The organism is Citrobacter sp. LUTT5, assembly GCF_009905315.1.
Classification (GTDB): domain Bacteria; phylum Pseudomonadota; class Gammaproteobacteria; order Enterobacterales; family Enterobacteriaceae; genus Citrobacter; species Citrobacter freundii.
In genome coordinates this window covers 1,682,950-1,709,373 of record NZ_CP047606.1, presented here as the reverse complement: position 1 = coordinate 1,709,373, position 26,424 = coordinate 1,682,950, and the positions used below count along the sequence as shown (strand labels likewise).

General features: G+C 52.6%; 26 protein-coding genes and 1 tRNA gene. 14 read left to right on the top strand and 13 right to left on the bottom strand.

What is annotated here, in order from left to right; all coding sequences use genetic code 11:
- Positions 1–91 precede the first annotated feature (91 nt).
- From GUC46_RS08025 to yejF, 8 genes are all read left to right on the top strand, one after another.
- Entirely contained in the window at positions 92–1,078 is a 987-nt protein-coding gene (locus tag GUC46_RS08025) for a GTP-binding protein (protein WP_016150669.1), read from the top strand.
- Between the two features lie 34 nt (positions 1,079–1,112).
- Entirely contained in the window at positions 1,113–1,826 is a 714-nt protein-coding gene (locus GUC46_RS08020) for a phosphatase PAP2 family protein (protein WP_003840063.1), read from the top strand.
- A 413-nt stretch (positions 1,827–2,239) separates the two neighbouring features.
- A complete protein-coding gene (gene mepS, locus GUC46_RS08015; RefSeq protein WP_003027474.1) occupies positions 2,240–2,809 on the top strand; it encodes a bifunctional murein DD-endopeptidase/murein LD-carboxypeptidase in 570 nt (189 codons plus the stop codon).
- Between the two features lie 172 nt (positions 2,810–2,981).
- Positions 2,982–4,541, top strand: coding sequence for a cyclic di-GMP phosphodiesterase (locus tag GUC46_RS08010; protein ID WP_003840059.1), 1,560 nt, complete (start codon positions 2,982–2,984; stop codon positions 4,539–4,541).
- 100 nt (positions 4,542–4,641) lie between these two features.
- Positions 4,642–6,456 carry an extracellular solute-binding protein gene (locus tag GUC46_RS08005; RefSeq protein WP_048232405.1) on the top strand — a complete coding sequence of 605 codons (1,815 nt, stop codon included), beginning with the start codon at positions 4,642–4,644 and terminating at the stop codon, positions 6,454–6,456.
- Positions 6,457–7,551: a microcin C ABC transporter permease YejB gene (locus GUC46_RS08000; protein ID WP_003834575.1), complete on the top strand. Its 1,095-nt coding sequence runs from the start codon at positions 6,457–6,459 to the stop codon at positions 7,549–7,551. It abuts the gene before it with no gap.
- Positions 7,551–8,576 carry an ABC transporter permease gene (locus GUC46_RS07995; protein ID WP_160180064.1) on the top strand — a complete coding sequence of 342 codons (1,026 nt, stop codon included), beginning with the start codon at positions 7,551–7,553 and terminating at the stop codon, positions 8,574–8,576. Before GUC46_RS08000 ends, GUC46_RS07995 begins: the two co-directional genes overlap by 1 nt.
- Position 8,577: 1 nt before the next feature.
- Positions 8,578–10,167 (top strand): microcin C ABC transporter ATP-binding protein YejF, encoded by a 1,590-nt coding sequence (gene yejF, locus GUC46_RS07990; RefSeq protein ID WP_044711482.1) that lies wholly within the window; start codon positions 8,578–8,580, stop codon positions 10,165–10,167.
- 3 nt (positions 10,168–10,170) lie between these two features.
- On the opposite strand, the gene GUC46_RS07985 is transcribed toward yejF, so the two are convergent.
- From GUC46_RS07985 to rsuA, 3 genes are all read right to left on the bottom strand, one after another.
- Complete coding sequence (locus GUC46_RS07985) at positions 10,171–10,515, bottom strand: YejG family protein (protein ID WP_085951589.1); 345 nt, start codon at positions 10,513–10,515, stop codon at positions 10,171–10,173.
- Positions 10,516–10,848: 333 nt separating this feature from the next.
- A complete protein-coding gene (locus GUC46_RS07980) occupies positions 10,849–12,039 on the bottom strand; it encodes a Bcr/CflA family multidrug efflux MFS transporter (protein ID WP_003027494.1) in 1,191 nt (396 codons plus the stop codon).
- A 15-nt stretch (positions 12,040–12,054) separates the two neighbouring features.
- Positions 12,055–12,762: a 16S rRNA pseudouridine(516) synthase RsuA gene (gene rsuA / locus GUC46_RS07975; RefSeq protein WP_003027496.1), complete on the bottom strand. Its 708-nt coding sequence runs from the start codon at positions 12,760–12,762 to the stop codon at positions 12,055–12,057.
- 150 nt (positions 12,763–12,912) lie between these two features.
- Between rsuA and GUC46_RS07970 the strand changes: the two genes are divergently transcribed.
- Complete coding sequence (locus GUC46_RS07970; RefSeq protein ID WP_044701147.1) at positions 12,913–14,673, top strand: DEAD/DEAH box helicase; 1,761 nt, start codon at positions 12,913–12,915, stop codon at positions 14,671–14,673.
- Between the two features lie 124 nt (positions 14,674–14,797).
- Entirely contained in the window at positions 14,798–15,082 is a 285-nt protein-coding gene (gene rplY / locus GUC46_RS07965; protein WP_003027502.1) for a 50S ribosomal protein L25, read from the top strand.
- 120 nt (positions 15,083–15,202) lie between these two features.
- Here the strand turns inward: rplY and yejK are convergent, their stop codons facing one another.
- Complete coding sequence (gene yejK, locus GUC46_RS07960) at positions 15,203–16,210, bottom strand: nucleoid-associated protein YejK (protein ID WP_003027504.1); 1,008 nt, start codon at positions 16,208–16,210, stop codon at positions 15,203–15,205.
- A gap of 134 nt (positions 16,211–16,344) precedes the next feature.
- Between yejK and GUC46_RS07955 the strand changes: the two genes are divergently transcribed.
- The 4 genes from GUC46_RS07955 (at position 16,345) to narP (ending at position 19,370) form a co-directional block, all read left to right on the top strand.
- Entirely contained in the window at positions 16,345–16,572 is a 228-nt protein-coding gene (locus tag GUC46_RS07955) for a YejL family protein (protein WP_003027506.1), read from the top strand.
- A gap of 31 nt (positions 16,573–16,603) precedes the next feature.
- Positions 16,604–18,364: an LPS biosynthesis-modulating metalloenzyme YejM gene (gene yejM, locus GUC46_RS07950; RefSeq protein ID WP_003027509.1), complete on the top strand. Its 1,761-nt coding sequence runs from the start codon at positions 16,604–16,606 to the stop codon at positions 18,362–18,364.
- 74 nt (positions 18,365–18,438) lie between these two features.
- Positions 18,439–18,515 (top strand) — tRNA-Pro (locus GUC46_RS07945).
- A gap of 207 nt (positions 18,516–18,722) precedes the next feature.
- Positions 18,723–19,370, top strand: coding sequence for a nitrate/nitrite response regulator protein NarP (gene narP, locus GUC46_RS07940; RefSeq protein ID WP_003027518.1), 648 nt, complete (start codon positions 18,723–18,725; stop codon positions 19,368–19,370).
- A 101-nt stretch (positions 19,371–19,471) separates the two neighbouring features.
- Here the strand turns inward: narP and GUC46_RS07935 are convergent, their stop codons facing one another.
- From GUC46_RS07935 to napC, 9 genes are all read right to left on the bottom strand, one after another.
- Positions 19,472–20,521 (bottom strand): cytochrome c-type biogenesis protein CcmH, encoded by a 1,050-nt coding sequence (locus tag GUC46_RS07935; RefSeq protein WP_160180062.1) that lies wholly within the window; start codon positions 20,519–20,521, stop codon positions 19,472–19,474.
- A complete protein-coding gene (dsbE, locus tag GUC46_RS07930; protein WP_003027524.1) occupies positions 20,518–21,075 on the bottom strand; it encodes a thiol:disulfide interchange protein DsbE in 558 nt (185 codons plus the stop codon). The genes GUC46_RS07935 and dsbE overlap by 4 nt, the downstream gene beginning before the upstream one ends.
- Positions 21,072–23,027 (bottom strand): heme lyase CcmF/NrfE family subunit, encoded by a 1,956-nt coding sequence (locus GUC46_RS07925; RefSeq protein ID WP_160180059.1) that lies wholly within the window; start codon positions 23,025–23,027, stop codon positions 21,072–21,074. Before GUC46_RS07925 ends, dsbE begins: the two co-directional genes overlap by 4 nt.
- Positions 23,024–23,503, bottom strand: a complete 480-nt coding sequence (gene ccmE, locus GUC46_RS07920; RefSeq protein WP_032949674.1) for a cytochrome c maturation protein CcmE — start codon at positions 23,501–23,503, stop codon at positions 23,024–23,026. Before ccmE ends, GUC46_RS07925 begins: the two co-directional genes overlap by 4 nt.
- Positions 23,500–23,712, bottom strand: a complete 213-nt coding sequence (gene ccmD / locus GUC46_RS07915; RefSeq protein WP_003027536.1) for a heme exporter protein CcmD — start codon at positions 23,710–23,712, stop codon at positions 23,500–23,502. Before ccmD ends, ccmE begins: the two co-directional genes overlap by 4 nt.
- On the bottom strand, positions 23,709–24,446 hold the full coding sequence (locus GUC46_RS07910) for a heme ABC transporter permease (RefSeq protein WP_008785297.1): 738 nt from the start codon (positions 24,444–24,446) through the stop codon (positions 23,709–23,711). Before GUC46_RS07910 ends, ccmD begins: the two co-directional genes overlap by 4 nt.
- A gap of 76 nt (positions 24,447–24,522) precedes the next feature.
- Positions 24,523–25,182, bottom strand: a complete 660-nt coding sequence (gene ccmB / locus GUC46_RS07905) for a heme exporter protein CcmB (RefSeq protein WP_003027542.1) — start codon at positions 25,180–25,182, stop codon at positions 24,523–24,525.
- Positions 25,179–25,799, bottom strand: coding sequence for a cytochrome c biogenesis heme-transporting ATPase CcmA (gene ccmA, locus GUC46_RS07900; protein ID WP_003027545.1), 621 nt, complete (start codon positions 25,797–25,799; stop codon positions 25,179–25,181). The genes ccmB and ccmA overlap by 4 nt, the downstream gene beginning before the upstream one ends.
- Positions 25,800–25,819: 20 nt before the next feature.
- The gene (gene napC / locus GUC46_RS07895) at positions 25,820–26,422 is read right to left on the bottom strand and encodes a cytochrome c-type protein NapC (protein WP_003027548.1); all 603 of its coding nucleotides are present in this window, start codon (positions 26,420–26,422) and stop codon (positions 25,820–25,822) included.
- Positions 26,423–26,424 lie beyond the last annotated feature (2 nt).

Sequence of the window (26,424 nt, the reverse complement as noted above, 5' to 3'; positions counted from 1 at the left end):
GCGTCTTCGTCCTCTCACCCCTTCTCTTTTTCACCGTTTTTCGCCAGGATTGTTAAATGCCATTACGGTAATTTATGATTCTGGAGTAAATGTGACTAAAACCAATCTCATCACCGGTTTTCTCGGCAGTGGCAAAACCACCTCTATTCTTCATTTATTGGCAAACAAAGATCCTGCTGAGAAGTGGGCCGTGCTGGTTAATGAGTTTGGCGAAGTTGGCATTGATGGCGCGCTACTGGCTAACAGCGGTGCGCTGTTAAAAGAGATCCCCGGCGGCTGTATGTGCTGCGTTAACGGTCTGCCGATGCAGGTTGGTCTCAATACGCTGCTGCGTCAGGGAAAACCTGACCGTCTGCTCATTGAACCCACTGGCCTCGGCCACCCTAAACAGATTCTGGATTTACTCACCGCACCGGTTTACGAACCGTGGATCGATCTGCGTGCGACCCTCTGTATTCTTGACCCGCGGCTGTTACTGGATGAAAAAAGCGTCGCCAATGACAATTTCCGCGACCAGCTGGCCGCCGCAGATATCATTGTTGCCAACAAAACCGACCGTGCCACGACGGAAAGCGAAGACGCCCTGCAAAGCTGGTGGCAACACTATGGAGGTAATCGCCAGTTAGTTCATGCCGACCATGGACAAATTGACGGACAGCTACTGGATTTGCCCCGACTAAACCTGGCAGAGCTTCCTGCAAGCGCGGAGCACGCCCATAGTCATGCCGACAAAAAGGGGCTAGCAGCGTTGAGTCTACCCGCACAGCAGCGCTGGCGTCGTAGCCTGAACAGCGGACAGGGCCATCAGGCCTGCGGTTGGATTTTTGACGCCGATACTGTGTTCGATACTATCGGTCTGCTGGAATGGTCGCGTCTTGCTCCTGTTGGACGAGTGAAGGGGGTAATGCGTATTAAAGAAGGACTGGTACGCATTAACCGCCAGGGAGACGACTGGCATATAGAGACGCAAAACGTCGCGCCACCAGATAGTCGTATTGAACTCATCGCCGATACCGAGACCGACTGGAATGCGCTACAGAGCGCATTGTTGAGACTTCGTTTAGGCGCTAGCGCGTAAGGTTGCCTTCGTTTTTTAGCAATGGTAAACGACGATGAAAACCCGATACCCTCTAATCCTCCTGCTTAATATTGTGGGCCTGGCACTGTTTCTGTCCTGGTATATTCCAGCCGGGCATGGGTTCTGGTCTTCACTGGATACGGGCGTTTTCCGCTTCTTTAACCATAAACTGGTGGAAAGCCCGCTGTTCTTATGGGTTGTTGCTATAACCAATAACCGGGCATTTGATGGCTGCTCATTGCTGGCAATGGGCGCATTGATGCTGCACTTTTGGCTCAAAGAGACATCGGAAGGTCGCCGACGCATTGTGGCTATCGGTTTGGTTATGCTGCTTACCGCAGTGATATTAAATCAGCTGGGCCAGGCGCTTATTCCCGTTAAACGTGCCAGCCCAACCCTGATGCTGGATAATATTTATCGCGTCAGCGAACTGCTGCATATTCCGACCAAAGATGCGTCGAAAGACAGTTTTCCTGGCGATCACGGCATGATGTTGCTTATTTTTTCCGCATTCATGCTGCGTTATTTCGGAAAAGTCGCAGGAATAATCGGCCTTATTATCGCTGTGGTTTTTGCCTTCCCACGCGTAATGATTGGCGCCCACTGGCTCACCGATATCGTGGTTGGTTCCATGACGGTGGTCTTGATTGGCCTCCCCTGGTGGCTAATGACGCCATTAAGCGACCGATTAGTCACTCTGTTCGTGAATTATCTACCCGGCAAAAACAAACAATTTTTAAACAAATAACGCAGAGTAATTAACATCATCAGGGATACTTCTGATTCCCTGATGATGCCTGGCAATATTTCATCATTCTGATTGTCATTCTCCTGTCATCTTATTCATGTTTAAAATGAGTAAGTTGCGTGTTTTTTACCCTGATTGTTCTTAATTTAGACAATGCCGTTTATTCACTTTCTGTATCAATTTTTCTTATAAGAAATCACGTAAAATCACTCGCATTGACCGGAACGATCGGGTAATCTCGAACACGTTTTGCCTCGCGGGATAATTATTCCCTTTCAGAATAAATTTGTGCGTTCTGCCACAGATTTGACCTTAAGGAATTGTCTCATCGTGCGATGGTAATTAGTCTCGTCACGTTTGGCATTTTTTATAACGATATTTATCGTTAAGGACTTCAAGGGAAAACAAACAAAATGGTCAAATCTCAACCGATTTTGAGATATATCTTGCGGGGCATACCCGCGATAGCAGTTGCGGTTCTGCTTTCTGCATGTAGCACAACGAACACCGCCAGGAATATGCATTCTGAGACGCATGCTGTGGGCAATGGAGATAACTCTTCACTGCAAGCCTCTCAGGATGAATTTGAAAATATGGTACGTAATATCGATGTTAAATCACGTATTATGGACCAATATGCTGACTGGAAAGGCGTGCGTTACCGCCTTGGCGGCAGCACCAAAAAAGGCATTGATTGTTCAAGCTTCGTACAGCGTACGTTTCGTGAGCAATTTGGTTTAGAGCTTCCTCGCTCAACCTATGAACAACAGGAAACGGGTAAATCCGTTTCGCGCACTAATCTGCGTACAGGCGATCTGGTTCTGTTCCGTGCTGGCTCTACTGGCCGACACGTCGGTATTTATATCGGCAACAACCAGTTCGTACATGCCTCGACCAGCAGTGGCGTTATCATTTCCAGCATGAACGAGCCTTACTGGAAAAAACGTTACAACGAAGCTCGCCGGGTTCTGAGCCGCAGTTAATTTCGTTTGGCAGCTATCCCTTGGCTATCCTGATGAGACATATAAAAAAGCACTGCTGCGGCGGTGTTTTTTTTTGCTTTGCCCTTGTGACTAAGAAAAATCTCACAACATGAGTCATTTCAGGTTATATTCATACAGGATAAGTGGTTACTTCAGGTAAACATAAGGAACTATGTTAAGGCGCTCCTCTTCTTCCGATCGGAAACTCCTGCTCACCTGTGTTATAACGGGGATAGTCGTCGCGTTACTCGTCAGCTCACTGCAGTTTTTTATGTCATGGCATCAACGAAACGCAAAGTACGACACGCTAACGTCTAACATACAAAACTATATTGAAAGTTTCTTCGCTGACCTTGAAACCACCACCAACACACTGCAACCTCTGGTAAAAGACACCTGCTCGCAAGCTTCAGCTCAACTCACTTCCAGCGCCGCGTTTAGCCTGAATGTGCGGGCCTTTTTGCTGGTAAAAGACGGTATCGCTTTCTGCTCTTCAGCAACCGGTTCAATGAATACGCCTCTTCAGCAATTGGTTCCCGTGCTGGACATGACGAAAGATATCGATATGGATCTCCAGCCCGGTACGCCAATGATGCCGAATAAACCGGCAATACTCATTTGGTATCGCAATCATTCATTACAGAACAGCGGCGTTTTTGCCACCCTGAATGTTAACCTGGCACCCTATCTTCTCTATAACGCCCGGCAAGATGATTTCAACGGTGTGGCACTCATCGTCGGGAAGACGGCTATCACCACGTTTTCCAAACAATTAATCCCCGTGTCTGAACTCCCTGCTCTCCCATCATATAATGCAGCCTTGTCTACATTCCCGTTGGAGGTGCGTTTTTACGCGGATCGGTGGACGTATAAAGATGTTGGATACGCCATCATGCTCGGATGCATGGCCGGGATCATGACCGCTCTCCTTCTCTGGTACTACATCTATGCCGTCCGTTTACGCCCGGGGAAAGATATCCTTAACGCCATCAAACACAATCAGTTTTATGTGGTGTACCAGCCCGTGGTAGAGGTGCAAACGCTGGAGGTGAAAGGCGTTGAGGTACTATTACGCTGGCATCACCCGACCACCGGTGAGATCCCCCCGGATGCCTTTATTCATTACGCAGAATCACAGAAAATGATTGTGCCGCTAACCCAGCACCTCTTTAAGCTGATAGCCCAGGACGCGCCGATGCTGCAAAAAGTGTTACCCGCTGGCGCAAAATTGGGGATCAATATCGCGCCAACGCACTTACACGGCGAGACGTTTAAAGATGATATTCAACGCCTGTACGCCTGCCTTCCCGCGAACTATTTTCAACTGGTGCTGGAAATCACCGAGCGGGATATGCTGCATCAAAACAAGGCAATCGAGCTATTTGAATGGCTGCATTCAGCAGGTTTTGAGATTGCCATTGATGATTTTGGCACCGGTCATAGCGCACTTATTTATCTGGAACGCTTTACCGTTGACTACCTGAAAATCGATCGCGGCTTTATTAACGCCATTGGGACGGAAACCCTGACCTCTCCGGTTCTGGACGCCGTGTTGACACTCTCTAAACGTCTTAATATGCTGACGGTTGCTGAAGGGGTAGAAACACCTGAGCAAGCCCGTTGGCTGCGCGAACGTGGAGTACATTTTTTCCAGGGATACTGGATTAGCCGCCCATTAAAGCTTGCTGATTTCGTGCGTTGGATGGCGCAGCCCAATAAGCCGACGTGGTGATCGCAGTATGCGATTCATATATTCTCACTCGCCGCTACATCCCTTATCTTTCAGGCATGATGCCCGTCGGGTTGTGGCAGGAAAAGGAAATCGCTTTTACATGATCCCTCGCGTATTGCTTCTGTTTATCACCCTCATCGGGTTTAGCGCCCAGGCGCAATCCATCAAAGAAAGCTATGCTTTTGCCGTGCTGGGTGAACCGAAGTACGCGTTTAACTTTAATCACTTCGATTATGTTAATCCCGCAGCCCCTAAAGGTGGTCAAATCACCCTCTCCGCCATTGGCACATTTGACAACTTTAACCGCTATGCAATGCGAGGTAATCCCGGTGCACGTACCGAAACGCTTTACGATACGCTGTTTACAACCTCTGACGATGAGCCTGGTAGCTATTACCCGCTCATTGCCGACAGCGCACGCTATGCTGACGACTATTCCTGGGTAGAAATTGCCATTAATCCACGAGCGCGTTTTCACGATGGATCACCCATTACCGCCCGCGACGTCGCATTCACCTTCCACAAATTTATGACTGAAGGCGTGCCGCAGTTTCGTCTGGTCTACAAGGGAACAACGGTAAAAGCCATCGCGCCATTAACCGTACGCATTGAATTAGCCAAACCGAGTAAAGAGGACATGCTCAGCCTGTTTTCATTACCTGTGATGCCAGAGAAGTACTGGAAAGATCATAAGCTCAGCGATCCCTTATCATCGCCACCGCTCGCCAGCGGCCCTTATCGCATTACCAAATGGAAGATGGGCCAGTATATTGTCTATTCGCGCGTCAAAGATTATTGGGCTGCTAATCTGCCCGTCAATCGTGGACGCTGGAACTTCGATACCATCCGCTACGACTATTATCTGGATGATAACGTCGCCTTTGAAGCGTTTAAGGCCGGTGCGTTTGATCTGCGTCTTGAAAATGATGCCAAAAACTGGGCGACGCGTTATACCGGGAAAAATTTCGCGAATCATTACATCATCAAAGATGAACAAAAAAATGAATCCGCCCAGGATACGCGCTGGCTGGCCTTTAATATTCAGCGTCCGGTGTTCAGTGACCGACGGGTGCGGGAAGCCATCACGCTGGCCTTTGATTTTGAATGGATGAATAAAGCCCTGTTCTATAACGCCTGGAGCCGGACCAACAGCTATTTTCAGAATACCGAATATGCTGCGACAAATTACCCCGATGCAGATGAGCTGGTGATACTCGCGCCCTTGAAAAAAGATCTCCCTCCTGAGGTCTTCAGCCAAATCTATCAGCCGCCAAAATCAAAAGGCGATGGCTACGATCGTGAGAACTTGCTGAAAGCCGATACCTTACTGGAACAAGCCGGATGGGTACTCAAGGGGCAGCAGCGCGTAAACAGCGTCAGCGGTAAACCTCTGAGCTTTGAACTATTGCTCCCGGCGGGCAGCAACAGTCAGTGGGTGTTGCCGTTCCAGCACAACCTGCAACGCTTAGGCATTACCATGAACATTCGCCAGGTTGATAACTCACAAATCACCAACCGCTTACGCAGTCGCGACTATGACATGATGCCAAGGTTGTATCGCGCAATGCCGTGGCCGAGTTCAGACCTGCAAATTCTGTGGGCTTCTCAATATATTGACTCCAGCTATAACGCCCCCGGTGTGCAAAGCCCGGTTATCGATAAGCTGATCGGTCAAATCATTGCCGCGCAAGGTGATAAAGCCAAACTGATCCCACTCGGCCGGGCACTGGACAGAGTTTTAACCTGGAATTACTACATGTTGCCGATGTGGTTTATGGCCGAGGATCGTATCGCCTGGTGGGACAAATTTTCGCATCCGGCTATTCGCCCAATTTATACCATTGGCCTCGACAACTGGTGGTATGACGTCAACAAAGCGGCGAAACTGCCCGCAGCCAGACGGCAGGGAGAATAGATGGGCGCTTATCTGATTCGACGTCTGCTGCTGGTGATCCCAACGCTTTGGGCCATCATCACCATCAACTTTTTTATCGTGCAAATTGCCCCCGGCGGTCCGGTTGAACAGGCCGTCGCCGCCATTGAGTTCGGGCAAAGCGGGGCATTACCTGGCGCGGGTAGCGAAGGCGTTCGCGCCAGCCATGCGCAAACCGGCGTTGGTAACATCAGCGACAGTAATTATCGCGGCGGCCGGGGTCTGGACCCGGAAGTCATCGCGGAAATCACTCGGCGCTACGGGTTCGATAAGCCCATTCATGAGCGTTATTTCAAAATGCTTTGGGACTATATTCGTTTCGATTTCGGCGACAGCCTGTTTCGTAGCGCCTCTGTGCTGACGCTTATCAAAGACAGCCTGCCGGTTTCCGTTACGCTGGGCCTATGGAGTACGCTCATCATCTATCTGGTGTCGATACCCCTTGGGATCCGCAAAGCGGTTCACAACGGCAGCCGGTTTGATGTCTGGAGTAGCGCATTTATTATTATTGGCTATGCCATTCCGGCCTTTCTGTTTGCCATTTTGCTGATCGTCTTTTTTGCCGGGGGCAGCTACTACGACCTGTTCCCGCTGCGCGGGCTGGTTTCCGCCAATTTTGACTCCCTGCCCTGGTATCAGAAAGTGACCGACTACCTTTGGCATATTACCCTGCCGGTGCTGGCGACGGTAGTTGGTGGGTTTGCCGCGCTGACTATGCTGACCAAGAACTCATTTCTGGATGAGGTGCGCAAACAGTATGTCGTCACCGCACGCGCTAAAGGGGTCAGCGAGAAAAATATTCTGTGGAAACATGTGTTTCGCAATGCCATGTTGCTGGTGATCGCCGGCTTCCCGGCGACGTTTATCAGCATGTTTTTTACCGGTTCGCTGCTGATTGAGGTGATGTTCTCGCTTAACGGTCTGGGACTACTGGGGTATGAATCCACCGTATCGCGCGACTATCCGGTAATGTTTGGCACACTCTATATCTTCACCCTGATCGGTCTGCTGCTGAATATCCTCAGCGACATCAGCTATACGCTGGTCGATCCCCGTATTGATTTTGAGGGACGCTAATGTCGCGATTAAGCCCCGTCAATCAGGCCCGCTGGGCGCGCTTTCGCCACAACCGTCGCGGCTACTGGTCGCTGTGGATTTTTCTGGTGCTGTTCGGTCTTAGTCTGTGTTCAGAACTGATTGCCAATGATAAGCCGTTACTGGTGCGCTACGACAATAGCTGGTATTTCCCCCTGTTCAAAAACTACAGTGAAAGCGACTTCGGCGGACCGCTGGCGACCCGGGCTGATTATCAGGATCCGTGGCTACAGCAGCGCCTGGAAAACCAGGGCTGGATCCTGTGGGCACCAATACGCTTCGGGGCGACCAGCATTAACTTTGCCACCGATAAGCCCTTCCCTTCCCCGCCTTCTGCACAAAACTGGCTGGGAACAGACGCCAACGGCGGTGATGTACTGGCACGGATCCTCTACGGCACACGTATTTCTGTCTTATTTGGCTTAATGCTCACCCTGTGTTCGAGCGTGATGGGCATTATGGCTGGCGCAATGCAGGGCTATTATGGCGGCAAGGTGGACCTGTGGGGGCAACGATTCATTGAAGTTTGGTCCGGTATGCCAACGCTGTTTCTCATCATTCTACTGTCGAGCGTTGTCCAGCCTAACTTCTGGTGGCTGCTGGGTATTACCGTGCTGTTTGGCTGGATGAGCCTGGTTGGCGTGGTGCGCGCGGAGTTTTTACGTACCCGAAACTTTGATTATATTCGTGCCGCTCAGGCGCTCGGCGTGGGCGATAGCAGTATTATTCTGCGCCATATGCTACCCAATGCGATGGTTGCCGCTCTGACCTTTTTACCGTTTATTTTGTGCGCCTCGATAACCACTCTAACCTCGCTGGATTTTCTTGGGTTTGGCTTACCGCTTGGCTCGCCATCGCTCGGAGAACTTCTGTTACAGGGTAAAAACAACCTGCAGGCGCCGTGGCTTGGCATCACCGCGTTCATCTCCATTGCCCTGCTCTTATCGCTTCTGATCTTTATTGGTGAAGCGGTACGCGACGCGTTCGATCCCAACAAGGCGATTTAAGATGACACAACCTCTGTTAGCTATTGACAATTTATCGGTAGGTTTTCGTCAACAAGAGACCGTGCGCACCGTGGTCAACAATCTGTCACTGCGCGTTGATGCCGGACAAACGCTGGCGCTGGTGGGGGAGTCCGGCTCAGGTAAAAGCGTGACCGCGCTATCTATTTTACGGTTATTGCCCTCCCCTCCGGTTGTCTACCTTTCCGGCGACATCCGTTTTCATGGTGAATCATTACTTCACGCCGATGAGCAAACGCTTCGCGGCGTGCGGGGGAATAAAATCGCCATGATTTTCCAGGAACCAATGGTGTCACTGAACCCGCTCCACAATCTGGAAAAACAGCTTTATGAAGTGCTGTCGCTGCATAGGGGAATGCGTCGGGAGGCCGCGCGAGCAGAAATCCTGACCTGTCTGGATCGCGTCGGCATCCGTCAGGCGGCCAAACGTCTCGCAGACTACCCGCACCAACTGTCCGGCGGGGAACGCCAGCGCGTGATGATTGCCATGGCATTGCTAACACGACCGGAGCTGCTGATTGCCGATGAACCGACTACCGCGCTGGACGTTTCCGTTCAGGCACAGATCCTGCAACTGCTGAGGGAATTACAGCGCGAGCTGAACATGGGATTACTGTTCATCACCCACAACCTCAGTATTGTGAAAAAGCTGGCCGATACCGTGGCGGTCATGCAAAACGGTCAGTGCGTTGAGCAAAATAAAGCAGCACAGTTGCTCACTGCGCCCACGCATCCCTACACGCAGAAATTGCTAAACAGTGAACCTTCCGGCGACCCGGTACCTTTACCGGCCGGACAAGCCCCGCTGCTGGAAGTGGAAAAACTGCACGTCGCCTTCCCCATCCGCAAAGGTATCCTGAAGCGTGTGGTGGACCACAACGTCGTGGTTAACAATATCAGTTTCTCTCTGCGGCCCGGTGAAACGCTGGGGTTGGTAGGTGAGTCTGGGTCGGGGAAAAGCACTACCGGACTGGCGCTCCTGAGGTTAATCTCCTCACAGGGAAGTATTGTGTTCGATGGTCAGGCGCTGCATACCTTAAATCGTCGCCAGCTGTTGCCGGTCCGTCACCGTATTCAGGTGGTATTTCAGGATCCCAACTCCTCGCTTAACCCACGCCTGAGCGTGCTACAGATTATCGAGGAGGGGTTACGCGTTCATCAGCCAACCCTGTCAGCCGAACAACGCGAGGCGCAGGTGAAAGCGGTGATGACGGAAGTGGGACTGGATAGCGAAACGCGGCATCGTTACCCGGCTGAGTTTTCCGGCGGTCAGCGTCAACGTATTGCCATCGCCAGAGCATTGATTCTCAAACCTTCCTTGATTATCCTGGATGAGCCAACATCATCGCTAGACAGAACCGTACAGGCGCAAATCCTGACGTTGTTAAAGTCCTTACAGGAAAAGCATCGGCTGGCTTATATTTTTATCAGCCATGATTTGCACGTAGTACGCGCGTTATGCCATCAGGTTATTGTGCTACGTCAGGGAGAGGTTGTGGAGCAAGGGCAATGCGAGCACGTATTTAACGCGCCACAGCAAGCCTATACGCGTCAGCTGCTTGCGCTAAGCTGACGCTCAAAACGGATTGTTATTTGAAAACGGCTCTGCGATGGCCACGCCGAAGTTTTTCAGTCTGCAGGTCGCGGCAAATTCATCCTGGCGATTCACAAACAGGCACGGCTCCCCTTCACATTCCAGTACGGAACAAGGAACCTCAATGTCGCTGAGGGCCTGGCTGAGCTTATGCATGACTGACCATGCGCTGTCACCATCAGGGCTGAGCAATTTGAGCGCCACCAGACTGTTCTCATTGCTCTGACCGTTTTGCGGAATCGGTTCAACCTTTGAACCTGCGAAACCCACCGACCAACGATAGCTCTGCGGCAGACGATGAACGATTGAGAGTTGTAATGTCATCACTTTCTTTCCCTGGAAGCACAATCACTTCACAATTATTTTACATCAATATTAACACATCATTGACAATACGTCTTCAGACAGTTGGTAAACGTTTACACCCTGTCTTTATGCCGCTTTCCGAACCAGGTAATTAAAATTATTCAATGGTTCTGGCATATTTCCGGGCTATATGTACTCGTTTCTGCGATCTAACTCAACCTTTTTAACTACAATGATGTGACTTTTTACATAAATTGATTTTACATAAAATAAACATAACCAGGGGAAATGATAGATTTGCGGTTGATGTATATCAACTCTGGAGGCCTTAAGGCCCCCAGGATGTGTAATAGATCACCGTTTTTGGGCGCGACTGGCGTAAAGACAGAAGAGAATTGAACAGGTAGCGCAAAATGCGATCGACCATATCATTGGCCAGGCCGAGTTAAAGGTCGCCAGAGACAACAGCGCCCCAACGATGGCGCCAATGCCGAAGCGGAATGTCCCTGCCAGCGATGACGCCGTTCCTGCCATATGTGGAAATTCATCCAGAATAACCGCCATGGCGTTAGATGACACCATCGACACACAGCCAACAAACGCCGCAACGCCCACGACCAGGGCCCAGAACCCCAACCCAAACAGTGTGCTAAAGACCATCCAGCCAGCCATCACGAACTGGATCCACAGACCGGTACGGAACATATTCAATGCCCCAACCCGACGCACAAAGCGGCTGTTGATGATAGTCATCACGAACAGGAATACGATGTTCAGTGCGAAGTAATAACCGAAATGTTGCGGTGAAACGTGGTTGATCTCAATGTAGACAAAGGGTCCGGCGCTCAGAAACGAGAACATCCCGGCAAAACTGAATCCGCTGGCCAGCATATAGCTCAGCACACGTTTATGACGAAACAGCGAGGCAAAGTTGCCAATAGTAGTACGCAGGCGAAACGGCTGGCGACGCTCTACCGGCAGAGTCTCTTTGATCAGTGTAAGGATCATCACCGACGCCAGAATAGCTGCCATGGCGAGGATCCAAAAGATATAGTGCCAGCTCAGCCATACCAGCACCCAGCCACCGATAATCGGTGCCATTAATGGCGCAATTGTCGTGACCAGCATGACGAATGACATCATGCGCGAAAACTCTTCTTTCGGATAGATATCACGCATCAGGGCGTTGATAACCACGCTCGCCGCCGCCGCAGCCAGGCCGTGGAAGAAACGCATCACGATCAGTTGATCGATGGTTTGCGCCAGTGCGCAGGCCACTGCCGCCGCCGCAAACACCAGCGTCCCGCCCAGGATCACTGGCTTGCGTCCAAGGCTGTCTGCCATTGGCCCATAGAACAGTTGCCCCACTGCGAACCCCAGAATATAGGTACTGAGGGTCATCTGCGCGCTACCTGCTGGCACACCAAACTGTTCAGAGATAACAGGCAGCGCCGGAAGATACATATCAATCGACAACGGCATCAACATGGCTAACAAGCCAAGGATAAAGACAATGGCAATTGACGAGTTCTGCCGGGTGGTCACATTTATCTCCTGAAATTAACGCGGGGTTAAGTTAACGCTGGCGATTTCTTCTTCAGTCAAAGGACGGTATTCACCTGGCGCCAGATCCTCATCAAGCCTGATGTCACCAATCCGTTCACGGTGCAGTTCCACAACGTGGTTACCCACCGCGGCAAACATACGTTTAACCTGATGATAGCGCCCTTCGCTGATGGTCAAACGCACCTGAGTTGGCGTAATCACTTCCAGCACGGCCGGTTTGGTCAGGTCTTTCTCATTGTGCAACTGTACGCCATGGGCAAACTGTTCGGCGGTATCATCTGCCACTGGCGACTCCAGCGTCACCAGATAGGTTTTCTCACAATGGTGACGAGGAGAGGTGATGCGATGCGACCACTGTCCGTCATCGGTCATCAGCACCAGTCCAGTGGTGTCGATATCCAGACGCCCTGCCGCATGCAGTTTGTAGGCAACCGGTTCATCAAGGAAATAGAGCACCGTCGGGTGATCGGGATCATCCGTTGAGCAAACATAACCCTGAGGCTTATTCAGCATAAAATAGCGCGGGCCATTTTGTTGAACCAGGGAATTACCGTCATATTCTACGTCGTGTTCTGGCAGCAGCTTAAAAGCGCTATTTCTGACGATTTCACCGTCGACGGTAACGCGGTTAGCACGGATCTCACGCCCGGCAATAGCGCGGCTGACGCCGAGTTGCTGAGCGATAAATTTATCAAGTCGCATGTGTGTGATTTTGCCTGTAAAAATACGAGAATCGGGTTTACGCCCGAAAAGTGGGACCGTTATCCGCCCAGTATAGCTGCGTTATACCATCCCTCAAGAGAAATGATTCATGGCATACTACTCCTTGTTATTGTTTATCATAGTGAGCCCATGATTTTTACTCTTCGCCCGTACCAAAAAGAAGCCGTGGACGCCACGCTCAACCATTTTCGCCACCACCGCACCCCGGCGGTTATCGTCCTGCCAACCGGCGCGGGCAAAAGTCTGGTGATTGCCGAGCTGGCCCGCGTGGCGCGTGGTCGCGTACTGGTACTGGCGCACGTCAAAGAACTGGTCGCACAAAACCATGCGAAATATTGTGCGCTGGGGCTGGAAGCCGATATTTTTGCCGCAGGCCTGAAGCGTAAAGAGAGCCACGGGAAAGTGGTATTTGGCAGCGTACAGTCGGTAGCGCGTAATCTGGACGCCTTTCAGGGAGAATTCTCCCTGCTTATCGTCGATGAATGCCATCGCATTGGCGATGATGAAGAGAGTCAGTATCAGCAAATCCTCACTCACCTGACCAAAGTAAATCCTCACTTACGCCTGCTCGGACTTACCGCCACACCTTTTCGTTTGGGCAAAGGCTGGATTTATCATTTTCATTATCACGGAATGGTGCGCGGCGATGAAAAAGCACTGTTTCGCGACTGCATTTATGAATTACCGCTGCGCTACATGATTAAACACGGCTACCTGACACCGCCAGAACGCCTCGACATGCCGGTAGTGCAATATGACTTCAGCCGCCTGCAGGCGCAAAGTAACGGCCTGTTTAGCGAAGCGGACCTGAATCAGGAACTGAAAAAGCAGCAGCGAATAACGCCGCATATCATCAGCCAGATTGTCGAGTTTGCCCAGACGCGTAAAGGGGTGATGATTTTCGCCGCCACAGTTGAACACGCCAAAGAAATTCTGGGTCTGCTGCCTGCTGACGACGCCGCACTTATCACCGGAGACACGCCTGGCGCCGAACGCGACGTGCTGATTGAAGAGTTCAAAGCCCAACGTTTTCGCTATCTGGTGAATGTGTCGGTCCTGACCACTGGCTTCGATGCCCCGCACGTCGACCTTATCGCCATTCTGCGCCCGACCGAGTCAGTTAGCCTTTACCAACAAATTGTCGGTCGTGGGCTGCGCCTGGCGCCGGGTAAAACCGACTGTCTGATCCTCGATTACGCTGGTAACCCGCACGACCTGTACGCGCCGGAAGTTGGTGCGCCGAAAGGGAAAAGCGACAACGTTCCAGTACAGGTGTTCTGTCCTGCCTGCGGCTTTGCCAACACCTTCTGGGGCAAAACAACGGCCGACGGCACGCTGATTGAGCACTTTGGCCGCCGCTGTCAGGGATGGTTTGAAGATGATGACGGCCATCGCGAACAGTGCGATTTTCGTTTCCGTTTTAAAAACTGCCCGCAATGCAACGCGGAAAATGACATCGCCGCCCGCCGTTGTAGGGAGTGCGACGCGGTACTGGTTGACCCAGATGACATGCTGAAAGCCGCGCTCAGGCTTAAAGATGCGCTGGTTCTGCGCTGCAGCGGGATGGCGCTACAAAATGGGCAGGATGAAAAAGGCGAATGGCTGAAAATTACCTATTACGATGAAGATGGCGCCGACGTCAGCGAACGCTTTCGCCTGCATACTCCCGCGCAGCGAACGGCCTTCGAGCAACTGTTTATTCGCCCGCACACCCGAACGCCCGGCATTCCCTTACGCTGGATAACCGCCGCCGATATCCTCGCCCAGCAGGCGCTGTTACGTCATCCTGATTTCGTGGTCGCGCGCATGAAAGGTCAGTACTGGCAGGTCCGTGAAAAGGTCTTCGATTATGAAGGACGCTTTCGTCGGGCACATGAATTACGCGGTTAATCGTACTTTTGATTGATGTACCAGCCGTTTGAGTATAGAATCTCGCCCGCTTTTGCATACGCAAAGCAGATCACTTACCTGTTGCTGGGTCGCCTGTAGCAGGAATTATTAAAGAGAGATTTAAATGTTTACTATCAACGCTGAAGTACGTAAAGAGCAGGGTAAGGGTGCGAGCCGCCGCCTGCGTGCCGCTAACAAGTTCCCGGCAATCATCTACGGTGGCGCAGAAGCCCCGATTGCTATCGAACTGGATCACGATGCAGTTATGAACATGCAAGCTAAAGCTGAATTCTACAGCGAAGTTCTGACCATCGTTGTTGACGGTAAAGAAGTTAAAGTTAAAGCTCAGGCTGTACAGCGTCACCCGTTCAAGCCGAAGCTGTCTCACATCGACTTCGTTCGCGCGTAATCGCAAACAAGTTGAAGAAAAACCCCGCCAAGGCGGGGTTTTTTTATGGGATTTTGTAATCGATATTGATGGTTCTCGTCGACCGGATAAGGCGTTTACGCTCTCACCCGGCAAACGGTTTTATTTCCCGCCCGACGTGCGACGCTGCAGCTGGTCGCGCAGGTTCGGCGGCGTACCTTTGATGGTCAAAGTATCTGTAGCCGGATCCCAGAAAATACGTTCACCCAGTAGCATGGCGTCGAAGTTGATGGTTAACCCACCGCCGCTTCCGGCAAATTTGGTTAACTGACGCAGCGTACTGCGATCTGCCGGGAAGCTCTCTTCCAGCTCGTAGCCTTTATCAGCGGTAAATTCGCTGAAGCTAACTTCACTGACGCCGGAAAGCTCTTTGGACAGCGACTCCAGCTCGATCTCTTCACCGGCTTGTAGCTGTTCGTTGCAGTAGCTGTACACCTGCTGACGCACATTCTGGCGTTCAGCTTTATCGAGCTGCGCCTCGGCAGTAAAGTCATCGACCGCCTGCAGCAGGCCACGGTTTTGCGCTTTGGCATTCAAACCTTCGCTGGCACCGAGGAAATCCATAAAGAAATCGGCGACTTTGCGCCCTACCCGCCCTTTCAGGAACGTCAGATAGCGCGTGGACTCCGGATTGGTTTCCCATTCGGTTAAATCAATACGCGCCACGATATCCGCATGATTGATGTCCAGATAGTGCGTCGGATTGATATCCAGATTTTCATTGACGCGCATGCTGCTTAAATTGTTCAGCACGGCGACCAACAGATACTCTACCGCCAGATAGCGGTAATGGCAGAACAGGACAATGCCGCCGTCGGCAAAAGGATATTTCGCCAGCTCGTCCCGCAAGCGTCCGGTCGCGGCACGACTAAATGCCAGAAAATCCTCTTCGCCCTGACGCTGTAAACGCAGCGTTTGTGCCAGTTCACTCTCTTCGCTAAACAGGCCATAAGCTTTATTCTTGGCGCTATATACCCGATGCAGCTCAGCCATCATATCGACAACCGTCGCTGTCGGTTCCAGTAATGAATCGCGCAAGACCAGCTCAAGGTTCTGCTCGTCACGTTTGATAAGCTGGTGCAGGGCAATCTGGTTGATATCCAGACTCATGATAAACTCTCCTTTTAGACCGGGCGGTATTCAACCACCTGCCGGGCAGTGACGCAATAGAAGATAAAAAAGCAGAAAAAAAACTGTCTGTACGGTAATATGTTGCCCTTTCATGAACAGACTGATTTCGATTTATGCCACAAATTTCCCGCTATAGTGACGAACACGTTGAACAACTGCTGAATGAGATGCTCAACGTACTGGAAAAACATAAGGCGCCGACCGACCTTTCCCTGATGGTACTGGGAAATATGGTGACTAACCTTATCAATACAAGCATCGCACCGGCCCAGCGCCAGGCGATTGCCAACTCTTTTGCCCGCGCATTACAGTCTTCGGTAAACGACGACCAAGCGCATTAAGAGCCTGCTCTGGGGAAACGAACAACAGTTTATGGTAACTCATCGTCAGCGCTACCGTGAGAAAGTCTCCCAGATGGTTAGCTGGGGGCACTGGTTTGCCTTGTTCAACATTCTGTTGGCCGTGGTACTCGGTAGCCGTTACCTGTTTGTCGCCGACTGGCCGACAACGCTTGCAGGTCGTATTTATTCCTATGTAAGCCTGGTCGGACATTTTAGTTTTCTGGTGTTTGCCACCTATCTGCTAATCCTGTTTCCCCTGACGTTTATCGTCATGTCCCAGAGGCTGATGCGATTCTTATCAGCTATTCTGGCGACGGTGGGCATGACGCTGTTGCTAATCGACAGCGAAGTTTTCACCCGCTTCCATTTGCACCTCAACCCGATCGTCTGGGAACTGGTCATCAATCCTGACCAGAATGAAGCGGCGCGTGACTGGCAACTGATGTTTATCAGCGTGCCAGTGATTTTGTTAATTGAAATGCTGTTTGCGACCTGGAGCTGGCAAAAGCTGCGTAGCCTGACGCGTCGTCGCCACTTCGCCAAACCATTAGCCGCATTCTTCTTCATTTGCTTTATCGCCTCGCACGTGGTGTATATCTGGGCGGATGCCAATTTCTATCGCCCGATTACCATGCAGCGCGCGAACCTGCCGCTCTCCTACCCGATGACGGCGCGTAAGTTCCTGGAAAAACATGGTCTGCTGGATGCGCAAGAGTATCAGCGTCGCCTGATCGAGCAGGGGAATCCGGAAGCAGTTTCCGTGCAGTACCCGCTGAGCGAACTGCGCTATCGCGATATGGGCACCGGCCAGAACGTCCTGCTAATCACCGTCGACGGCCTGAACTATTCACGCTTTGAAAAGCAGATGCCTGCGCTGGCTGAATTCGCCGGGCAGAATATCTCCTTTACGCGTCACATGAGCACTGGCAACACCACGGATAACGGGATTTTTGGCCTGTTCTACGGTGTCTCACCAAGCTACATGGATGGGATTTTATCGACCCGAACGCCTGCGGCGTTGATTTCCGCGCTGAACCAGCAGGGCTATCAGTTAGGGCTATTCTCCTCGGATGGCTTTACCAGCCCGCTTTATCGCCAGGCGCTGCTATCAGATTTCTCCATGCCAAGCGTGCAAACGCAATCTGACGAGCAAACTGCAAGCCAGTGGATTAACTGGCTGGGACGCTACGCGCAGGAAGATAACCGCTGGTTCTCGTGGGTCTCCTTTAACGGGACCAACCTTGATGAGAGTAACCAGAAGAATTTTGCCAAACGCTATGCCAGCGCCGCTCAGGATGTGGATGCCAACATCAACCGCGTTATTAGCGCCCTGCGCGACTCCGGCAAACTGAACAACACGGTGGTGATTATTACCGCTGGTCGGGGCGTGCCGCTGACTCAGGAAGAGAACAACTTTGCCTGGTCGCGAGGCCATCTGCAGGTTCCTCTGGTTATTCACTGGCCGGGAACGCCTGCTCAGCGCATCAATAGCCTGACCGATCATACGGACCTGATGACAACGCTGATGCAGCGCCTGCTGCACGTCAGTACACCTGCTAACGAATACTCGCAGGGGCAGGATCTGTTCAATGCAACCCGCCGCCATTACTGGGTTACTGCCGCTGACGGCAGCACGATGGCCGTTACCACACCCGAGATGACGCTGGTGCTGAACAACAACGGTAATTATCAGACCTATAATTTGCGCGGCGAGAAAATAAAAGATCAGAAACCGCAGCTAAGTCTGCTGTTACAGGTTCTGACGGATGAGAAGCGATTTATTGCTAACTGATTAATTATAAATCAGTTAGCGAGACATGCTCTTGCATTCGTAGCGGAAAGCAGTAGTATTAGCAGCCATAGCGTCGGCACGTAGCGCAGCCTGGTAGCGCACCGTCATGGGGTGTCGGGGGTCGGAGGTTCAAATCCTCTCGTGCCGACCAAAAATCCCCAAAAAAACCAACCTTAGGGTTGGTTTTTTTATGTCTGAGATTCATCATTCCTGAGTATTACTACGGCTTTCAGTACAGGTTTTACTACTTACCCATGCACAAATTGGGGTAAAATTTATCCTCTCATCAGCGTGATGAATCTGGACGATTGATGCGCTGAAAACAATAATGATACTAATAAAAACTCAGGAGAATAGTATGCCTGAAGCAACGCCTTTTCGGGTGCTGATTGTTGACGACCACCCACTGATGCGGCGAGGAATTAGTCAATTATTGCAACTTGATCCCGCCTTTAACGTAGTCGCGGAAGCGGGTGATGGTGCCAGCGCTATCGACCTGGCAAACCGCCTGGACCTTGATGTGATCCTACTGGATCTCAATATGAAAGGGATGAGCGGACTGGATACCCTGAATGCGCTGCGTCGGGACGGCGTCACCGCGCAAATTATTATTCTTACCGTATCGGATGCCGCCAACGATGTGTACGCTCTAATTGATGCCGGCGCGGATGGTTATTTGCTTAAAGACAGCGATCCTGAAGTCCTGCTGGAGGCTATTCGCAGTGGTGCCAAAGGTGGTAAAGCCTTTAGTACCCGCGTCAGCGAATATTTGCGCGAGCGCGACCTGTTTGGCGCCCAGGAAGACCCATTCAGCGTTCTCACCGAACGCGAACTGGATGTGTTACATGAACTTGCTCAGGGGCTATCGAACAAACAGATTGCATCAGTGCTGAATATTTCTGAACAGACGGTGAAGGTGCATATTCGCAATCTGCTGCGCAAACTCAACGTGCGTTCTCGTGTAGCTGCCACCATTCTATTTTTACAAACACGCGGCATGCAGTAATCAGATATTGCCCGATGGCGCTACGCTTATCGGGCCTACAAGCCACGTGCATCAGTAGGCCGGATAAGACGCTTTGCGTCGCCATCCGGCATCTTCCACTCTTACTTCTCCTGCGGCGTTAGCTGCTCCATCGCCTGCTTAATGCTGCGTTCTATCACCGCCCGACGGGTATCATTGGCCGGTAATAATTTCAGCATCATCTCCCACGCCGCAACCGCCTCGCCAAAGCGCTGCTGTTCAAAAGCGTTAAACGCATACATGCTGAGAACCCGCACGTTGGCATGTTCGCCGCGTACCAACTGGCGTAGCAGCTCCCCTCCCCGACGGTTATCATCAGGATCGGAAGAACGGGTCAGCGCTTCCGCATAGCCCAGCGCAGCATCGCTGTTTTTCGGATCCAGTCGATAAGCATTGGCATAGGCTTCAGTGGCCGTACTGGCGTTACCAAGTACCATGCCAATGCGCCCAAGCATGATCCAACCTTCAACGTTGGCAGGATCGGCTTGTAAGCGAGTGCGCAGACCCAACGCCAGACGCGTCATATCTTCTTCATTGAGCGGATCAGCTTTTGGATCCAACGCCCGCTCCAGCAGCGCCGGAGCCTGAGCGGTGGCCTGTTGCCAGACCTGAACCTGCTTATAGTTGCCGGTTTCATAATAGCTCACCGCACCCACGACCAGCGCCACCACGATGCCGGGCACAAACAACCCGAATCCACCGCGCTTGCCATCCGGGATAACGTCATCAGGAAACTCTTCCTGTTTCACCCGGACACGTCGGCGAGTACGGGCGAAAATAATCCAGCCACCCAGACCAATCGCGACCACCGGCATCACCCACAAAAGCACAGTAAGCGGCGTCAACGGCGGATCGTAAGTGACGAAGTTGCCGTAGCGCGCCACCATGTAGTCGACAATCTCTTTCTGACTTTTTCCTTCCTGCATCAGTTCGTACACTTTCTGACGCAGGTCGGTGGCAATCATCGAGTTAGAATCGGCAATACTGTTGTTCTGACATTTAGGACAGCGCAACTGCTCGGTAAGCTGACGGAACTGCTGCTCCTGCGCTTCATCCTTAAACTGCATCACATCGATGGTCGCAAGCGCGGATCCCGAGATAACCAGCATCAGCAGGCCCAGTAAAAATCTCATTGCGCAGCCTCCTTACTGTACTTATCCCACAACGGTTTGATCTCGCTCTCCCACACCCTGGCATTCAAATCACCGGCATGGCGATAGCGAATAATACCGTTACCGTCGATCAGGAACGTCTCCGGCGCGCCGTACACGCCAAGATCCAGACCAAGCATACCGTCGCCGTCAAACAGGCTTAATGAGTAAGGATTGCCCAGCTCCTTCAACCAGACAATGGCTTTCTGACGATCGTCTTTATAGTTCAGACCCACTACCCGCACGCCCTGCGCAGACAGCTGATTCAGGTACTGATGTTCGGCGCGACAGGTCGGACACCAGGTCGCCCAGACGTTCAGCAGTACCGGTTTGCCCTGGGTCAGCACATCGGCCTGATAATGTTGACCCGGATTTTCCAGCGATTCGAGGCGGAATGTCGGAACGGGTTTGCCGATCAGCGCCGACTCCAGATTAGTGGGATCGTCCCCTTGAGCGTTACGCGCCAGCTGCCACAGCAGCGCCGCCGCAATGATCAGAAAAATAATAAACGGAATTAACAGTGCGTTGCGCTTCATACAGCCTCCGACGCATTTTTTTGCACCGCGGCACGAGGACGCGTGCGCTGACGATAGCGTGGATCAAACAGGCAGAACAATCCGCCCAGCGCCATCAGCAATCCTCCGGCCCAAATCCAGCGAATAAACGGTTTGTAGTACAGACGCACAGCCCATGCGCCGTTATCCAGTTCTTCACCCAGCGCAGCGTACAGATCGCGTGTGAATCCGCCGTCAATTGCCGCTTCAGTCATCATCGAACTGGTGCTGTTATAGAAGCGTTTTTCCGCATGCAGCGTGGCTTCTGGTTTACCATCTCGGGTAACGCCAATAATGGCGACACCGCCCCGGTAGTTAGGTCCGGTAATATCTTTCACTTCGCGGAACGTGAACTGATAGTTATGGATACTGACGCTATCGCCCGCCTTCATACGCACATCACGTTCAACGCTGTAATTCTGGCTAAAGGCAATACCGACAATGGTGATCGCCAACCCTACGTGACCCAACACCATGCCCCAGTAACTTGGCGTCAGCTTCGTCCCACGAGAAATACGCAGGAACGCTTCGGACATCGCCAGTACAAAAATCCAGCACGCCATCGCCAGGCCCACGACGGTCATCGCCGCAATGCGATCCTCAAACAGCCACGGCAACAGCAGCGACAGGACAAGCGTGGTGACAAACGCGACAAGCAATAGTGTTTTCAGCTTACGCGGTCGGTCACGACCCCAGCGCACTAATGGTCCAATCCCCAGCAACAGAGCGAACGGCGCCATTAGCCAGGTGAACATCGTGTTGAAGAACGGCTCGCCAATCGAAATACTGCCCAACCCGAGCTGTTTGTGCACCAGCGGCAGCAACGTGCCCAGTAGCACCACCAGCATGGCGGCAATCAGCAGAACGTTGTTGCCCAACAGCAGAGATTCACGCGACCACAGCGCGTTGTTTACCCGTGAGCGGACCTTGTGACCGCGAACCGCAAACAGCAGCAGGGAGCCGCCAATCACTAATACCATAAAGGCCAGAATAAACATCCCGCGCGACGGATCGGAGGCAAAAGCATGCACCGATACCAGCACGCCGGAGCGCACCAGGAAAGTCCCCAACAGGCAAAGCGAGAATGCGCAGATTGAAAGCAGCAGCGTCCAGGCTTTAAAGCTGGCACGCTGTTCGGTGACCGACAACGAGTGCATCAGCGCCGTTCCCACCAGCCATGGCATAAACGAGGCATTTTCAACTGGATCCCAGAACCACCAGCCGCCCCAGCCCAGCTCGTAATAGGCCCAGGCGGAACCGAGCACAATACCCAGCGTCAGGAACACCCACGCCGCCAGCGTCCACGGACGCGAAAAACGGGCGAAGGTACTGTCCAGTCGGCCACTCATCAACGCGGCAATCGCAAACGCAAAGGCCACGGAGAAACCGACATACCCCATGTACAGCAACGGCGGATGGAAAATCAGCCCCGGATCCTGCAACAGCGGGTTCAGGTCGCGCCCTTCAATAGGGAAGTTGGGCAACGTACGGGCAAATGGATTGGAGGTAAACAGAATAAACAGCAGAAAGCCAACGCTGACCATCCCCATCACCGCCAGCACGCGGGCGACGATGTCCAGCGGCATACGCTGGCTGAATGCCGCAACGGCGAACGTCCAGCCGCTCATCAGCAGCACCCACAGCAGAAGAGAGCCTTCATGCGCGCCCCAGGTTGCTGCCACCCGATACCAGACCGGAAGCTGGGTATTGGAATTGCTGGCGACGTAGGTGACGGTAAAGTCATTAACCACGAAGGCGTTGACCAGAATCAGGAACGCGCCCATCACACAGATAAACAACACCCAGGCAAAGGGCCGCGCGGAAGCCATCATCCGTACATCGCCGCGCGCTACGCCCCACAGCGGATAGACCGACAGCAGTAACGCCACGCCTAGCGCAAGGCACAACAGCGCATTGCCAATTTCAGGCATCATGACGTTTTATCCTTATACACGCTTTCCGGACGACGATGGTTTTCCTGCATCGCTTTTTCAACTTCCGGCGGGGTGTAATTTTCATCATGTTTGGCCAGAACCTCTTTGGCCTGTACATGATTTCCCCCGTCCAGTTCGCCCTGAACAACAACACCCTGCCCTTCGCGGAACAGATCCGGCAGAATACCTTCATAGGTTACATCCACCACACCTTCGGCGTCATAGATGCTGAAATTCACTTTCAATGACTGCGGATCGCGCTTTACGCTACCGGGCATCACCATACCGCCCACGCGCAGGCGCTGACCGACTTCAGGCATCTGCTGCGTTTCGCGCTTACCGTAGAGTATCTCTCCCGGCGTATAGAACAGGTCAATATTGGAACGCAGCGCATAAAGCACCAGCGTAATGGTCAAAGCCAGACCCGCCAGTACCGCACAGGCTATCCATAACCGATTTTTACGTCGAATATTCACGCCGCCTCCCGTTGCACTTGCGCCGCACGCATACGTGCTTCTCTCGCCCGCTGCTGCGCTACACCGCGTAAAATTGCGCGATGCTGTAACGTGGAATGCACTACCAGCACCACCAGCGGGATAACGCTCATCGCTACGGCAAGCCAGACATACAAGGCGTAGCCGCCCATCGCGAAAAAATCACTCCATGATGCAAATGCAGGGGTCATTGGCGGCCTCTTTTTAAGATCAGTTCGCTCACCCACGGGCGGCGTTTTTCCATCATCAAAATCAGGTTACGCATGCGCATCAGCGCCAGCGTGACAAACAGTAACAGGTAGCCGACGATCGCCAGACGCAGCGGCGTACGCATCGCCGGATCGATGCTTTGCTGCATGCGGGTAGAACCCTGATGCAGCGTATTCCACCACTCAACCGAGTAGTGGATAATCGGTAAGTTGACCACGCCAATCAGCACCAGAATACCGGCGGCACGACCTGCCAGACGGCGGTCATCAAAGGCATGCCACAGCGCAATGGCGCCAACGTAGAGAAACAGCAGCACCAGTTCAGAGGTGAGTCGGGCATCCCAAACCCACCAGGTTCCCCACATCGGTTTGCCCCATGCGGAACCTGTCACCAGCGCAATAAAGGTAAACACTGCACCAATCGGCGCCATCGCAGCCAGCGCCAGATTGGCCATTTTCATCTGCCAGACCAGGCCGATAAACGCGGCAACGGCCATCGAGGCGTAAATGCCCATCGACCAGATTGCCGCCGGAACGTGCAGATAAATAATGCGATAGCTCTGCCCCTGCTGATAGTCTGCAGGCGCAAAACCAAAGCCCCAGCCCCATCCCGTTATCAGTACCACCGCGCTGGCAATCGCCAGCCACGGGATAAACCAGCCACAGATCTGATAGAGCCGAGGGGGCATCGCCAATTGATGAAGTGTTTTCCACATAGTTCAGTCACCAGACTCCATAAATTAAAATCCGTTGTGCCGGAGCGCCTTGCCCGGCCTGCACATCTAATTCTCGTTACTGCACGCTTATCCGTAACGCCGCGGCTGTGGCAAACGGGCTTAACGTGGCGCTGCCGACCAGCAACGCACCCAGAATCGCCATGTACCCTTCAACCGGTAAGTGCATAGAAGCCGCATCCATCGCGGCGGTCGCAAAAATCAGTAAGGGTATGGTGAGCGGGAGTACCAGCACGCTTAACAGCACGCCGCCGCGCTTTAAGCCCACCGTCAACCCCACGCCCGGCGCGCCGAGAAAACCCAGCGTCGGCGTTCCGAGTAACAAGGTCAGCGCCATAATTTTCCAGCCGTACATATCCATGCCCAGCAACAGCGCCACCAGCGGCGAGAGGATCAGCAGCGGCAGACCTGTCACGACCCAGTGCGCCATCACTTTCGCCAGCACCACGGCCGGTAGCGGTAACGGCAGCAGCATCAGTTGCTCAAGGCTGCCATCCTGTAAGTCATCACGAAATAGCCGTTCCAGCGCCAGCAATGACGCCAGTAGCGCCGCAACCCAGATGATGCCCGGCGCTATGCGCGCCAGCAGCTGTGGCTCCGGCCCAATACTCAGGGGGAACAGCGTAATAACAATCAGGAAGAACCATAAAGGATTAGCAATTTCCGCACTATGACGAAACGCAACTCGCAGTTCTAAACGAAAGATTCGCCACATCATTGCGTTGCCCTCTCACTGGTCAGCGCAATGCGTCGCACTTTATCGGTCTCGACATTGAGCGGTTGGTGGGTGGTGAGAATAACAATACCGCCCTGCTCCGTATGCTGCGCCATACGCTGAGTCAGTCGCTCAACGCCGTTCACATCAATGGCGGTAAAGGGTTCATCGAGGATCCACAGTCGGGCGCGGGTCAACCACAAACGGGCCAGCGCCACGCGCCGCTGTTGTCCGGCGGAAAGTTGGTTCACTGGGATATCTTCATATCCGGCAAGTCCCGCCTGCGCCAGCGCAGCCAGACACTGCGCGATGTCGCCGTCATGATGGAAGAAACGCAGGTTCTCCAACGCCGAAAGCCGGGTTTTTATCCCCGGCTGATGTCCAATCCACAGTAGTTGCTGATGGTAGCTGTCCCGCACGTGATGCAGCGGTTGCTCTTGCCAGCAAACCTCCCCTGCGTCGGGACGCGCCAGCCCGGTAAGCAACCGCAGCAGAGTGGTTTTCCCTGCGCCGTTGCTGCCGGTAATTTGTACCCATTCCCCTGCGTTGACGCGAAATGACAACTCGCTGAACAGTATTCTGTCATCCCGCTCGCAAAGTAATTCTCTGGCTTCAAGCATACCTGGTTATCTACATCCTGTTAAAAGCCCGGTTTGACTTCGCGCATATCAGGCAGTTTGTGCGCTATCCCTTTATGGCAGTCAATACAGGTTTGCCCGTCTTTCACGGCCTGGTCGTGCATTTTGGCCGCGACGCCTTTCTGGGCGGTTAAATCCATAAACTCGAAGTTGTGACAGTTTCGACACTCTTGCGAATTGTTATCTTTCATACGCCGCCACTCATTTTGCGCCATCGTTAAACGATGATCTTCAAATTTCTGCGGTGTATCTATTAACCCCAGTGCTTTCGCGTACAGCTCTTTACTGGCCTTGATCTTACGGATCATTTTCGGGCCCCACTCGTGTGGGACGTGGCAATCAGGGCAAGTCGCTCGCACACCACTGCGGTTGTTGTAGTGTACGGTTTCCATGTATTCCTGGTACACCGTATTGCGCATTTCGTGACAGCTAATGCAGAACTCTTCTGTATTGGCCTTTTCCATACCGGTATTAAAGCCGCCCCAGAAAATAATGCCGCCCACAAAGCCGATTAACAACAGCGTGCCGAGCGCCAGACGGCTGGGGCGACGCCACCATTGCCAGACGCGCTTAATCCAGCCTGGTTTACGGTTAGAATTTTCCATAA